Raw genomic sequence first — 12,141 nt, forward strand, 5'->3', positions numbered from 1 at the left:
CATGATGAGGGAGGAAACCGGGTCGCCGATCTGGAAGGTGATGGGCAAAAGCATGGCGATGGTCGCGGTGGCGCCGATGCCGGGCAGGACGCCGATCAGCGTGCCGAGAAGGACGCCGATCAGGCAGAAACCGAGGTTGGTCAGCGACGTCGCCGTCGAAAAGCCGAGCGCAAGGTTGTCGAGCAGATCCATGCTCATCGCCTTACGACACCAACCACGGGGCCAGCCACGGGCCGAAGCGGCGGAACGGCAGGCCGAGCGCGTAGCTGAAGACAAGGAATGCAAACAATGTCAGGCCGGCCGACAGCACGAGCGCGGTCAACGGCTTCATGCAGCGGCTGGCAAACGACGCGATCAGCGCCGTCAGGAAGATCGACGGGATGAATCCGAGGCCGCGCACCGTCAGGCCGAAGAAGATCGGAGCAGGCAGGATGAGCAGCATGCCGCGCCACGCAATATGCCCGACCGCTTCGCCCTCGACGCGTACAGCCTGGACGAGAATGACGGCGCCAAGCAGGACCAGCACGATCGCCAGGACCAGCGGAAAATAGCCTGGCCCCATGCGCAACGCGGTGCCGATTTCGAGGCCGAGCGATTGCAGCGCGAACCATGCGCCGAAACCGATGAACAGGGCGGCGCACAGGCCGTTGGCCCTGTCGATCGCGAAAGGTTTCATGATGGTTCTCCCAAGCCGCGGTGCGTAGCGGATGCCGAGCGAACAGGGGCGCCGGTGGCGCCCCTGTTCAAACCTCAGTCGGCATACTGGCCGGCGGCTTCGATGATCGGCTTCCAGCGCGCGATCTCACTTTCCAGCTTGGCCTTCAGTGCGGCGGGCGTCGCATCGGCCTCGGGCGATGGCTTGGTGCCGAGTTCGGCGAAGCGGGCCGCGACGTTCTGGTCCTTCAGCGCGACCTGAAGCGATTTCGACAGGCGTTCGGTGATCCCGGCCGGTGTGCCCTTGGGTGCATAGAGACCGTGCCAGATGCCGACCTGCACTTCGGGAAGGCCGCCTTCCACCGTCGTCGGGACGTCTTTCAGCACATCGAGGCGCTCCGGCGAGGTGACGGCATAGGCCTTGATGGTGCCGCCCTGGATCTGCTTGGTGGTGTTGGTCGTCTGGTCGCACATGATGTCGACCTGACCGCCGAGGAGATCGGTCATGGCCGGGCCGGTGCCCTTGTAGGGCACGGTGACCAGCGGCGTCTTGATGGCGCTCATGAACAGCATGCCGCACAGATGCGAGGCCGCACCGATGCCGGCATTGGCGACGGTTATGGAATCCTTGTTGGCCTTGGCGTACTCCACCAACCCCTTGAGATCGGTCGGCTCCAGGTCCTTGCGGCCGACGATGGTCATCGGCACCTCGGTGACGAGGCCGACATATTCGAAGGCGTTCAGCGTGTCGTAGGCGAGCTTTCTGTACAGCGTCGCACTTGTCGCCATGCCGATATGATGGAGCAGCAGCGTATAGCCGTCAGGCTCGGCGTTGGCGACGCGGCCGGCACCCAGCGTTCCGCCGGCGCCGCCGACATTCTCGACGATGACCTGCTGGCCGAGATCCTTCGACATCGCTTCGGCGACGAGGCGCGTGACCGTGTCGGTCGGACCGCCGGCGGCAAACGGTACCACAACGGTGATGGTTCGTTCAGGATAGGTCTGCGCGCTGGCCGCGAACCCATAAAGCGTGACGGCCGCGGCAGCAGCCAGAGCGGCGACAAATCTTCTCATCGTGATCTCCTCCCGGGATATGAATCTCCAACGCCGCGCGGATCTCCTCTCAACACCGGCTGCGCATGAAGCAACAACTAGGGCAAGCTAGCAAATAGCAACTGGGCGGCAAACTGCCGATATCCGCAAACATCCGCACTCGATGGGTGGATAATGTCGGAGGGTGATCGCCACCCTAGTAGCCGTAGCCGCGCGCCATCGCCGCGGCGAAGACCGGGATGAGCAGGAAGATGAAAGCTTCGGCGCGGATATAGGTCTTCACGGACGCAAGTTCGGTCGCCGGCACCTGGAACGAGGCATTGCCGCTCGCCTGCCTGTTCCAGGATATGAAGCGGACGGTCGGGATGATCGACAGCAGGCCGACAGCGCCGAACGCCGCTATCTTGGCCCAGAACACCCAGTTGTAGACGTAGAATTCCCAGCCCTTGAGGCCATAGAAGACGCGGCCGATGCCGACGACGATGATCAGCGCGGCGATGACGCCGTAATGGCGGTCGATGCCGGCGAGCCTCTTGAGCGTCGCAGCACCCAGATCGCCGCGGATCAGGACGAATTCGGCGCCGATGATCCCCGCCAGCGAAAACACCAGCAGATGATGGAAGATCGCAAGCACAAGATCGGTGGTATCCATGCTCTTTTCCCTGGGTTTGACGCCACCAATGCGCGCCTGAAAAAAGGTCGCGCTGGCGGGTGTTGAATCAGCCTGCGGTGAAAAATAACATCGTCGCGCAAAATTCCCATAGCGGCGCCTGGATGATGGGCCGTGTTGCCCTGGCCCCTTGCGCAGCACCGGCGATTTGCTAAGCGCTGGCGATCCGTGCGAGGCAGATCCCATGAACAATCCGCAAGCGACCAGTGCTCCTGTCATCGAAACGAAGCGAACCATCCTGCGGGCACACCGCCTGGATGATTTCGACACCTATGCCGCGATGTGGACCGATCCCGTCGTCACCCGCTTCATCGGCGGCAAGCCGCGCACGCGCGAAGAAAGCTGGATGCGCTTCCTGCGTCACGCCGGCCTGTGGTCGTTGCTTGGCTATGGCTTCTGGGCGATCGAGGAGAAGGCGACCGGGCGCTTCATCGGCGAGGCCGGGTTTCACGATCTGAAGCGCGACATGGAACCATCGATCGAAGGCATTCCCGAGGCCGGGTGGGCGCTGGTTCCGGCCGTGCACGGGGCGGGCTTCGCCACCGAGGTGGTTGGCCGCGTCCTGGCATGGGGCGAAGTGATTTTCGGGCGCGAGAAGACCGTCTGTATCATCGATCCGGAAAATGGCGCTTCGCTGAGGGTGGCTGCCAAGTGCGGTTACCGGGAAGTGGTAAAGACCACCTATCACGACGCTCCGACTATCCTGCTGGCGCGGTGACCTGAGCGGCGCGGCTGACCGCTGCGGGCGCCGGCATGATGGCACCTGTCGCCAGCAACGATGACGAAGCGGGCCGCGCCAAGAACCGCCGTGTGGTTCTGGTCAAGTTGAACTGGGCGAGCCTTCCAATCAGGCCGCATTCTACGGCAGGGCGTCCGCTGCCAGGCTTGCCTGCTCGAGCATTGAGGCGTCCTCGCCGAAGGCGCGGGTGGCGCGGGCCGCTGCCTCGAGCAGCGGACGCTTCATGCGCTGCAGAAAGGCCGCGTCGACGCGCGTGCTTGGTCCAGCCAGGGTCAAGGCGCCGAGCAGGACGCCCCCTGGCCCGAATACCGGCGCCGACACGCCCCCGGTCTCGGGGTCGCGGTCGCCGACGGCGAGACAGTTGCAGGTCTTGCGGATGGTCTCGTAGGGTTCGCCCTGCTGGCCCGAAAACGCTGCGAGCACGCGGCCGCCCGAGCCGAGCAGCAAAGGCAATACGTCGCCTTCGCGTATCGTGTAGCGGATCGGGTGCTTGGATTCGACGCGGTAAAGACAGGTGCGGACATCGCCCGAGCGAACGTAGAAGGCAACGCTTTCCCAGCTTCGCTCGGAAAGATCGCGCATGATCGGCAGCAGGATGTCGACCGCCACGACCGAACGCTGGTAGAGCGCACCGAGCCGAAACGTCGCGGGTCCGACGCGGTAGCGCCCATTGTCGAGGCGCTCGAGCAATCGTCCGCGCAAAAGGGAATTCGCAAGCCGCAGGATGGTGCTCTTGTAGAGGCCGGTGCGCGCCGCGATTTCGGCTAGGCTGAGCGACCGGTCCTCCGTGCTGAAGGCATCGAGGATGGCAATCGCCCGATCGAGTGCTGCAACACCTTCGGCGCGGTCGATTTCCGCATCTGCCGATTTGCTTGGCGAATCCATGGCGGTTCCAGTTTGAAGAAAGCCGAGCGACGCGACTGTGTCGCGCCGCCAAATCGTTCTGTCCAGTAGAATATCGTTTCCGTTGACAGAACTCCGTAACATCTGCTTGAAATCGATGACGGGTCTGGATGCAGGCGCGTTTTGGCGGGCACCGGAGGAGGTGTCGTGATTTGGAGGAATCCCATGCTGGACAGACGCAGATTTTTGATGAGCACCGCAGCCGTGGGTGCCGGGCTGATGACGTCGCATCTTTCTCCCGCTTTGGCCGAAGGCGCGCCCCAGATACAGCTCTTCGTGCCTGCCGCACCGGGTGGTGGCTGGGACCAGACGGCGCGCACGATCGACCAGGTGCTGCGCAGTGAAAAGCTCATCTCGGGTTCGCAGATCACCAATGTCGGCGGCGCCGGCGGGACTGTCGGGCTGCCGCAATTCATCAGCCAGTGGAACGGCAAAGGCAATTCCCTGATGGTTGCCGGCATGGTCATGGTTGGCGCCATCATTGCCAACAAGGCCGCCAACAATCTGACGCAGGTCACCCCGATCGCCCGCCTTACCGGCGAGTTCGAGGCCTTGGTCGTGCCGGCGGAGTCGCCGTTCAAGACGGCCGCTGATTTCGTCGCCGCGCTCAAGGCCGATCCGACAAAGGTTCCTGTCGCCGGCGGCTCCGCAGGCGGTTCCGATCACATCCTGTTCGGCCTGATTGCCAAGACTGTCGGCGTGCCGGCGACAAACCTGTCCTACGTGCCGTTCGCCGGCGGCGGTGAGGCGTTGTCGGCGCTGCTCGGCAACCAGGTCGCGGCCGGCATCTCCGGCTTTGGCGAGTTCTCCGAGCAGGTCAAGGCGGGCGCGCTGCGGCTGCTCGCCATCTCGGCAGACAAGCGCCAGGACGGCATCGATGCGCCGACGCTGAAGGAGGCCGGCATCGATGTCGAACTGTTCAACTGGCGCGGCGTCTTCGCACCGCCGGGTATTTCCGACGCCGACAAGGCAGCGATGATCACCCTGATCGAGACCATGGCCAAGAGCGACGCGTGGGCGACCGAATGCAAGAACCGCAACTGGACGCCGATCCTGCTCACCGGCGACGACTATGCGAAGTTCGTCACCGAGGATTCAGCCCGCATCGAGGCGATCCTGAAGGATCTCGGGCTCGCCTGATCCATCGTCATAGGGGCGGCGCAGGTCGCCCCTTCTCGCATGAAATGCAAGCCGGCATGACCCTGCGGTGGGGAGCAAGCATGCGGCGCCGGGCATTTCCGCCAACCATACTTGGCCAGCTCTCCTGGGGAGGACAATCATGAGCACCAGCGACCAGCAGGCGGCGCCGTCGCGGCTTGCCGTGCCGGAATTGTTGATAGGCATCGGGCTCCTGGCCTGCGCCGGCGCCGTCGCCTGGCAGACGCTGGCGATCCCGGTGTCGCCGCTCTACTCCAAGGTCGGCCCGACCGTCTTTCCCTACCTTACCATGGTTGGCCTGGTGGTACTTTCGCTGTTGCTCATCCTTGCCGCGCTTCGCGGCGGCTGGCAGCCGGAGGAGGAAAAGGAGACGCCGACCGACTGGAAGGCAATGGGCTTCGTCGTTATCGGCCTGATCGCCAATCTGCTGCTCATCCAACCGCTCGGCTTCACGGCGGCATCCGTCATCATGTTCGTGCTCGTCTGCTACGGCTTCGGCAGCAAGCGTACGCTGCGGGACGTCGTGCTCGGCCTTATCCTGGCGCTGGCCGCCTATTTCGGCTTCGCCAGGGCGCTCGGCGTCAACATCGGTGCCGGTTTCATCGAGAACCAGCTGAACACGGTCATCGATGCGTTCATCACCATGTTGAGGGGCTGACGCCATGGAAACGCTCGGACATCTGGCACATGGCTTCTCGGTCGCCTTCACCCCGGTCAACCTTCTGTGGTGCCTGCTCGGCACCACGCTTGGTACCGCCATCGGTGTGCTGCCCGGTCTTGGGCCGGCGCTGACCATCGCGCTGCTTTTGCCGATCACCTATCAGGTGGCGCCGGAGGCATCCTTCATCCTGTTTGCCGGCATCTATTACGGCGCCATGTACGGCGGCTCGACGACGTCGATCCTGCTCAACACGCCCGGCGAAAGCGCCACCATCGTCACCGCGCTGGAAGGCAACAGGATGGCGCGTTCCGGCCGCGGCGGTGCAGCCCTCGCCACTTCGGCGATCGGCTCGTTCGTCGCCGGCACGATCGGCACGATGGGCGTCGCTTTCCTGGCGCCGGTGGTGGTCAAATTCGCGCTGGCCTTCGGTCCGGCCGAATATTTCTCGCTGATGGTGCTGGCCTTCATCACCGTCTCGGCGGTGCTCGGCTCGTCTTCCGTTCGCGGCCTGACCAGCCTGTTCGCAGGCTTCGTCATCGGCATGATCGGCGTCGACCTGCAGACCGGCCAGCCGCGCTTCACCTTCGGCATGACCGAACTGCTCGACGGCGTCGACGTCATCATCGCCGCCGTTGGCCTGTTTGCGGTCGGCGAGACGCTGTACATGGCCTCGCGCCGCTATGCCGGCAAGGACGAGATCGTGCCGCTGAAGGGCTCGCTCTACATGACGGCGGCCGAGTGGGGGCGTTCGTGGAAACCCTGGCTACGCGGCGCCGCGATCGGCTTCCCGATCGGCGCCATGCCGGCGGGCGGCGCCGAAATCCCGACTTTCCTGTCCTATGCCATCGAAAAGAAGCTGTCGAAGCACAAGCAGGAGTTCGGCACGGTCGGCGCCATCGAAGGCGTTGCCGGCCCCGAGGCCGCCAACAATGCGTCCGCAGCCGGCGTGCTGGTGCCGATGCTGACGCTTGGCCTGCCGACCTCGGCGACGGCGGCGATCATGCTGTCGGCGTTCCAGAGCTACGGCATCAATCCCGGACCACTGCTTTTGACGACCCAGGGCGACCTCGTCTGGGGGCTGATCGCCAGCCTGTTCATCGCCAACGTCATCCTGGTCATCCTCAACCTGCCGCTGATCGGGCTGTGGGTGCGGCTGCTGAAAATCCCGGCGCCGCAGCTCTATGCCGGCATCCTGGTGTTCGCCACGGTCGGCACCTATGGCATTTCGCAATCGCCCATCGACCTCGTCATCCTCTATCTGCTGGGGGCCGCCGGTTTCCTGATGCGGCGGTTCGATTTTCCGACCGCGCCTGTCATCATCGGCATGATCCTTGGGCCGCTCGCCGAAACCCAGTTCCGCCGGGCGATGACTATCTCGAATGGCGACTGGTCCGTGTTCTACACCCACAAACTGTCGCTGACACTGCTGACGCTCGCCTTCATCGGTCTCGCCGGCCCGCATATCTGGGCCTTCATCGAGCATCGTCGTCGGCGCGGACCGGAGCATGTGCCCGGCGATGCCTGATCGATCCCTGATGCCATGACAGAACTGCTTTCCGGTATTCGCGTCCTCGACCTGACCAATGTCCTGGCCGGTCCCTACTGTGCCTATCAGCTGGCGCTGCTGGGCGCCGACGTGATCAAGGTCGAGGCGCCGCAAGGCGGCGACCTCGCCCGCCAGCTCGGCGGCTCGGCAAAGCTGAACAGCGCCGGCATGGGCGCCTCGTTCCTGGCTCAGAACGCCGGCAAACGGTCGGTTGTGCTCGACCTCAAGAAGCAAGCCGATCGCGAGCGCTTTTTCGATCTGGTGGCCAGCGCCGACGCACTGGTGGAGAATTTCCGCCCCGGCGTGATGGATCGGCTGGGGCTTGGCTACGAGGCACTGAAGACGGTCCGTCCGGGCCTCGTCTATTGCGCGATATCGGGTTTCGGCCAGACCGGGCCAATGCGCGACAATCCCGCCTATGACCAGATCATCCAGGGCCTGTCTGGGATCATGAGCATCACCGGCACACCGGAAGCGGCGCCGCTGCGGGTCGGCTATCCCGTCGCCGATACGCTTGGCGGACTGGTCGGCGCGTTCGCCATCGCCTCGGCGCTGGTGCGGCAGAAGACGAGCGGCGAGGGTGCCTTTCTCGACGTTTCGATGCTCGAATGCATACTTTCCGCACTTGGCTGGCCGGTTTCCAACTATCTGACCGCAGGTATCGACCCCATGCCGATGGGCAACGAGAACATGACGGCGGCACCCTCCGGTGCGTTTCGCACCGGCGACGGGCTCATCAACATCGCTGCCAACAAGCAGGAGCAGTTCGTGGCGCTGTGCCGGCTGATCGGCCGGCCGGAATTGGCTTCCGATGTCCGCTATGCAGAGCGCGAGACGCGCAAGCGCAACCGTGCGGCGCTTAAAGTCGAGATCGAGGACGCCCTGGCGGGCGCCTCGGCGGCGGCCTGGGAAGAGACGCTCAATCGCGCCGGCGTGCCTGCCGGCAGGGTGCTGACGATCCCGCAAGTGCTGGCCGAGCCCCAAGTCCTCGAGCGCCAGGTGACCGCGCATTTCGACGATGTGGCTGGCATGAAGAAGCCGCTGACCGTTTTGCGCGGCGGCTTCATGGTCGATGGCGAGGCGCCCTTGCCGACAAAGCCGCCGCCGGCGCTCGGCGAACATATGAGCGAGGTGTTCGCCGACCTGCCGCCCCGCACCAGGACAAAGGCACGCGCATGAGCGGCACGGAGAAGAAGACGGGCCGTGAGCGCGGCGAGGAATGGTGGCAGACCGACATCATCGAGATGCGGCCAGGTGTCATCCGGCTGCGTGGCTACGAGATCCAGGATCTGATCGGCCGCGTCAGCTTTCCGGCTGTCATCTGGCTGATGCTGCGCGGCGAACTGCCCAGCGAGGACCAGGCAGAATTGCTCGGCATTGCCTTGGCTGCCGCCGTCGACCATGGACCGCAGGCGCCATCGATTGCCATCGCGCGCATGGCTGCAACCTGCGGCGTCGGTATCAACAGCGCCATGGCCTCGGCCATCAACGTTCTCGGCGACGTGCATGGAGGCGCCGGCGAGCAGGCGCTTTCCTTTTATGGTGACATTGCCGTGGCGATTGATGCCGGGATGACGCTGAATGAGGCGGTCTCGGCGCGGCTCGACCGGTTCTTCGCCGAGGAGAAGGGCTATGTGCCGGGGCTCGGACATCGCTTCCATCCCGTCGACCCGCGCGCGCCGCGCTTGCTGGAACTGACCCGCGAATTTGCCGCACGCGGTGCCGTCAATGGGCGTTTCGCCGATATCGCCGAAGCGGTCGAGGCGGATGTCGAACGCCGCAAGGGGAAAAAAATACCCCTCAACATCGATGGCGCCACCGCCGTCATCTATGGCGAACTCGGTTTTCCGCCGCCGCTGACGCGAGGGCTTTTCGTGCTGTCGCGCTCGGTCGGCATCCTGGCGCATGCCTGGGAGCAGTCGCAGCAGGCCGAGCGAAACAAGGGGCCGCTGCCGCGCGAGTGGCTGTGGGCCTATACCGGCACGCCGGTGCGGCCGTTTCCCGAAAGCGATGACCCCGGCGAGTGAGGCTCTACGCCTGGTCCACCTGCACAGGGATCTTCAGCGTCTTCACCAACGTTGAAAGATCCGGCTCGTCGATGAGCATGGCCGCATCGGCTGGCGCCAGCCAGGCCCGCTGGCGTCGTTTGGCTTCCTGCCAGTCGGCCAGTTCCTCGCTCACCTCGAGCAGGTAGACGATGACGTCGACGCGGACAAAGCGATTTGCCAGCCGCTTCCAGTAGGAATAGGTGCCCGCCGGCTGCTTCAGCGTCTTGCCGAGCACGCCGGCTTCCTCCTGCGCCTCGATGGTGGCCGCCTTGCGTCCGCTCTTGCCCTTCATCGGCCAGCCCTTGGGGACGATGAAGCGCCTGGTGGTACGCGACGTGACCAGCATCACCTCGATATCGCCACGCGCGGTCAGCCGGAAGGGAATAGCCGCCACCTGGCGGATTCTCTCGCCCTTCTTTGCCTTGCGTACGGCCTTTTTCTTGGTGGCTGCCATTCGTCAATCCAGTCGATGCAATGCCGCATAGCGCGACAAGGCGTCGTTGCAAAACCAAAACTTTCGCATGTGCCAACGACACTCGAAATACATAAGTCGGCTAAATAAACGAAAAAGGCCTTGATGTCAGCGGCAATTGCTCACGGCGGTGGTGCCGATTATCTGTGTCTGGCAGCTTGGCTTGAGCTGCTGCACGACCGGTGGCGGTTGCTGAAAGATCTGGCGGTCCTGGGCGCGATTCTGCTGCTGTTGCTGTTGATATTGCTGCCGCTGTATCCTGTTTTGCAGGATTTGCAGGTCGTTCTGCCGGATCAGCGCATTGTTGCCGGTAGCGGGATTGAGCGCTTGCGCGGAAGCCGGCAGGCAAACGCCCGCCAGCACTGCCGTGGCCAGCATTGCCACTGTGAAGATCGTTGATGGCCGAAGTGCCGACATCCGTTCATTCCCGCGCAAAAACTCTGTCCTTTGATATAGGGCGTTTGCGCGTCGATGCCATGGCCAGCGGGTCGAGTATCACGAAATCGGGCGGTCCAATCGCTTTGTTCTGCGATTTCGGCCGCGAAACGGCAGATAGTCATCATATGATGACTATGAAACGTCGGTGGCTTTGGTCAGTGTTCCCCACGTAAATTTTTGGTTTCATCCGGCATAAGTTAATGTATTCTAATTGAGTCAGAGCTCCGCAAGTGGGAATACGGATGCCCTGTTTTAATGCATTGAACCTTATTGCACAGTGCCGGCATCCTTATTGCAATTGCATGAGCAGAGCATAGCGGTGGCGTCGGACTCAAGCAGGCATTGAGGCGCGCCCCCGTAAAATGGGGGGTAAGTGCATGGCTTTGTTCACAGAGCGCGTTGCCGTATTGTCGTGCGCATCGGCCGACGACGGTTCAGCCAGGGCATGTTCTGAGGAAGTTCTTCGTGATGCCGCGGCGACTCAGAAGGGTTTGCCCGGCCGGCCGAATCAATGTCTCGCCACTCTGCCCAAACGGATAGCTCGATTGCTTTGCGCTACGGCACTGGTGGGGCTGGTCTTTCCTTACGCTCAATCTCCGGCCCATGCGCAGCAATTGTCCATCAATACGGATGGTGCACCGGGCGACAATGGTGATGACGGAATCGGTACTGCTGACGCCGGAGATGGCCATTCGCCGGTGGCGCCGGCTACGGGAACGAATAGTGTCGGCCGCACGACCTCCGGGGAGGCCGCTTTCGTTGGCAGCGCCCGGGGTGGGCGCGGCGGCGATGGCGGCTCGGCTGTCCATGCAACAGCCGTCCCGCCTTTTGTGGAGATCAAGGGTGGTAAAGGCGGCGATGGCGCCAAGGGCGGAACCGTCGATATAACAAACAACGCATCTGGCGCCCTCGAAACATCGGGGGACAATGCTCCCGGCATATCGGGCGACGCCAGCGGTGGGGATGGTGGTAACGGCGCATGGGCATTCGCCATCGCGGTAGGCGGTAAGGGCGGCGTCGGCGGGCGGGGTGGCGATGGCGGCACGGCGACCGTGACCACTACGATCGAAAGCAATATCATCACGCACGGGGTCAATTCGAACGGCATCACCGTCAATTCCAGCGGAGGGCGCGGCGGCAATGGCGGCTTGGGCGCTGCGATCGGTGCCGGCAAGGGTGGCAATGGCGGCAATGGCGGTTTCGGCGGTGACGCGAAAGGCGATAATGCCGGCTCCATTTCCACGGACGGGGCTTTCTCGAAGGGTATGCTTGTGCGGTCGGCGGGCGGCGTTGCCGGTGATGGTGCAAGTGGTTTCGGTATCGTGGGTAACGGCGGCAATGGGGGCGTGCCGACAATCGGCGGCAATGCCGAGGGGATAAATTCCGGGACCATCACAACTCGGGGAGATTTTGCCAGCGGCATGGTCGTGCAGTCGGTGGGCGGTGGCGGCGGCGACGGCGGTGGCGGTCTAGGTCTGTTCGGCGGTGGCGGCGCGGGTACGGATGGCAATGACGGCCGGGCAGCCACGGGGACCAACACCGGCAACATCACCACCAGTGGCCTGGGCGCCATCGGCATGCTGGTCGAGTCGGTGGGCGGCGGCGGCGGCGATGGCGGCGGCGCCATCGGTCTCGTGTCGATCGGTGGCAAGGCAAGCGGTGGCGGCCAGGGCGATACGGCGACCGGCAATATTGGCGGCGTCATCAAGACCGGCGTCGATGGAAACGGCGGCGACGGCGCGCATGGCATTCTGATCCAGTCGGTCGGCGGTGGCGGCGGCAATGGCGGCTACGCCATC

The 12,141-nt window shown here is 63.9% G+C and carries 13 protein-coding genes and 2 pseudogenes; 8 read left to right on the forward strand and 7 right to left on the reverse strand.

Annotation, left to right across the window (positions count from 1 at the left end):
- From ENZ74_RS07640 to ENZ74_RS07655, 4 genes are all read right to left on the reverse strand, one after another.
- A partial coding sequence (locus ENZ74_RS07640) for a tripartite tricarboxylate transporter permease (protein WP_206522265.1) occupies positions 1–192 on the reverse strand: 192 nt, incomplete at its 3' end.
- A 10-nt stretch (positions 193–202) separates the two neighbouring features.
- Positions 203–676, reverse strand: coding sequence for a tripartite tricarboxylate transporter TctB family protein (locus tag ENZ74_RS07645; protein ID WP_063169000.1), 474 nt, complete (start codon positions 674–676; stop codon positions 203–205).
- A 74-nt stretch (positions 677–750) separates the two neighbouring features.
- On the reverse strand, positions 751–1,728 hold the full coding sequence (locus tag ENZ74_RS07650; protein ID WP_063168999.1) for a tripartite tricarboxylate transporter substrate-binding protein: 978 nt from the start codon (positions 1,726–1,728) through the stop codon (positions 751–753).
- A gap of 175 nt (positions 1,729–1,903) precedes the next feature.
- Positions 1,904–2,359, reverse strand: coding sequence for a DUF2214 family protein (locus tag ENZ74_RS07655; protein WP_024502811.1), 456 nt, complete (start codon positions 2,357–2,359; stop codon positions 1,904–1,906).
- A 202-nt stretch (positions 2,360–2,561) separates the two neighbouring features.
- On the opposite strand from ENZ74_RS07655, the gene ENZ74_RS07660 reads away from it, so the two are divergent.
- The gene (locus ENZ74_RS07660) at positions 2,562–3,095 is read left to right on the forward strand and encodes a GNAT family N-acetyltransferase (RefSeq protein WP_013529609.1); all 534 of its coding nucleotides are present in this window, start codon (positions 2,562–2,564) and stop codon (positions 3,093–3,095) included.
- 5 nt (positions 3,096–3,100) lie between these two features.
- Positions 3,101–3,202: pseudogene (locus tag ENZ74_RS34995) on the forward strand (DUF4892 domain-containing protein); the annotation flags it as partial.
- A gap of 34 nt (positions 3,203–3,236) precedes the next feature.
- Here the strand turns inward: ENZ74_RS34995 and ENZ74_RS07670 are convergent.
- On the reverse strand, positions 3,237–4,001 hold the full coding sequence (locus ENZ74_RS07670; RefSeq protein ID WP_013529610.1) for an IclR family transcriptional regulator: 765 nt from the start codon (positions 3,999–4,001) through the stop codon (positions 3,237–3,239).
- A gap of 183 nt (positions 4,002–4,184) precedes the next feature.
- On the opposite strand from ENZ74_RS07670, the gene ENZ74_RS07675 reads away from it, so the two are divergent.
- The 5 genes from ENZ74_RS07675 to ENZ74_RS07695 all read left to right on the forward strand — a co-directional run bounded on the left by ENZ74_RS07675 (position 4,185) and on the right by ENZ74_RS07695 (position 9,411).
- Positions 4,185–5,159: a tripartite tricarboxylate transporter substrate-binding protein gene (locus ENZ74_RS07675; RefSeq protein ID WP_013529611.1), complete on the forward strand. Its 975-nt coding sequence runs from the start codon at positions 4,185–4,187 to the stop codon at positions 5,157–5,159.
- A 139-nt stretch (positions 5,160–5,298) separates the two neighbouring features.
- Positions 5,299–5,835, forward strand: coding sequence for a tripartite tricarboxylate transporter TctB family protein (locus ENZ74_RS07680; RefSeq protein WP_063168998.1), 537 nt, complete (start codon positions 5,299–5,301; stop codon positions 5,833–5,835).
- A gap of 4 nt (positions 5,836–5,839) precedes the next feature.
- Positions 5,840–7,363 carry a tripartite tricarboxylate transporter permease gene (locus tag ENZ74_RS07685; RefSeq protein WP_013529613.1) on the forward strand — a complete coding sequence of 508 codons (1,524 nt, stop codon included), beginning with the start codon at positions 5,840–5,842 and terminating at the stop codon, positions 7,361–7,363.
- A 15-nt stretch (positions 7,364–7,378) separates the two neighbouring features.
- Positions 7,379–8,563 (forward strand): CoA transferase, encoded by a 1,185-nt coding sequence (locus ENZ74_RS07690; protein ID WP_127312718.1) that lies wholly within the window; start codon positions 7,379–7,381, stop codon positions 8,561–8,563.
- Positions 8,560–9,411, forward strand: coding sequence for a citryl-CoA lyase (locus ENZ74_RS07695; RefSeq protein ID WP_063168996.1), 852 nt, complete (start codon positions 8,560–8,562; stop codon positions 9,409–9,411). The genes ENZ74_RS07690 and ENZ74_RS07695 overlap by 4 nt, the downstream gene beginning before the upstream one ends.
- Before the next feature lie 4 nt (positions 9,412–9,415).
- On the opposite strand, the gene ENZ74_RS07700 is transcribed toward ENZ74_RS07695, so the two are convergent.
- Positions 9,416–9,886, reverse strand: coding sequence for an NUDIX hydrolase (locus ENZ74_RS07700; protein ID WP_013529616.1), 471 nt, complete (start codon positions 9,884–9,886; stop codon positions 9,416–9,418).
- A 126-nt stretch (positions 9,887–10,012) separates the two neighbouring features.
- Positions 10,013–10,321: a hypothetical protein gene (locus ENZ74_RS07705; RefSeq protein WP_013529617.1), complete on the reverse strand. Its 309-nt coding sequence runs from the start codon at positions 10,319–10,321 to the stop codon at positions 10,013–10,015.
- Positions 10,322–10,956: 635 nt separating this feature from the next.
- On the opposite strand from ENZ74_RS07705, the pseudogene ENZ74_RS35680 reads away from it, so the two are divergent.
- Positions 10,957–12,141, forward strand: a pseudogene (locus tag ENZ74_RS35680) (autotransporter outer membrane beta-barrel domain-containing protein); the annotation flags it as partial.

It is taken from the genome of Mesorhizobium sp. M7A.F.Ca.CA.002.15.2.1 (assembly GCF_003998715.1).
Lineage (GTDB): Bacteria > Pseudomonadota > Alphaproteobacteria > Rhizobiales > Rhizobiaceae > Mesorhizobium > Mesorhizobium ciceri.

What these genes read in the sequence shown, in the direction of transcription:
- ENZ74_RS07700 (WP_013529616.1), bottom strand. Translation starts at nt 9,886, where the DNA reads ATGGCAGCCACCAAGAAAAAGGCCGTACGCAAGGCAAAGAAGGGCGAG.
- ENZ74_RS07705 (WP_013529617.1), bottom strand. Translation starts at nt 10,321, where the DNA reads ATGTCGGCACTTCGGCCATCAACGATCTTCACAGTGGCAATGCTGGCC.
- ENZ74_RS07645 (WP_063169000.1), bottom strand. Translation starts at nt 676, where the DNA reads ATGAAACCTTTCGCGATCGACAGGGCCAACGGCCTGTGCGCCGCCCTG.
- ENZ74_RS07680 (WP_063168998.1), top strand. Translation starts at nt 5,299, where the DNA reads ATGAGCACCAGCGACCAGCAGGCGGCGCCGTCGCGGCTTGCCGTGCCG.
- ENZ74_RS07670 (WP_013529610.1), bottom strand. Translation starts at nt 4,001, where the DNA reads ATGGATTCGCCAAGCAAATCGGCAGATGCGGAAATCGACCGCGCCGAA.
- ENZ74_RS07685 (WP_013529613.1), top strand. Translation starts at nt 5,840, where the DNA reads ATGGAAACGCTCGGACATCTGGCACATGGCTTCTCGGTCGCCTTCACC.
- ENZ74_RS07655 (WP_024502811.1), bottom strand. Translation starts at nt 2,359, where the DNA reads ATGGATACCACCGATCTTGTGCTTGCGATCTTCCATCATCTGCTGGTG.
- ENZ74_RS07660 (WP_013529609.1), top strand. Translation starts at nt 2,562, where the DNA reads ATGAACAATCCGCAAGCGACCAGTGCTCCTGTCATCGAAACGAAGCGA.
- ENZ74_RS07695 (WP_063168996.1), top strand. Translation starts at nt 8,560, where the DNA reads ATGAGCGGCACGGAGAAGAAGACGGGCCGTGAGCGCGGCGAGGAATGG.
- ENZ74_RS07690 (WP_127312718.1), top strand. Translation starts at nt 7,379, where the DNA reads ATGACAGAACTGCTTTCCGGTATTCGCGTCCTCGACCTGACCAATGTC.
- ENZ74_RS07675 (WP_013529611.1), top strand. Translation starts at nt 4,185, where the DNA reads ATGCTGGACAGACGCAGATTTTTGATGAGCACCGCAGCCGTGGGTGCC.
- ENZ74_RS07650 (WP_063168999.1), bottom strand. Translation starts at nt 1,728, where the DNA reads ATGAGAAGATTTGTCGCCGCTCTGGCTGCTGCCGCGGCCGTCACGCTT.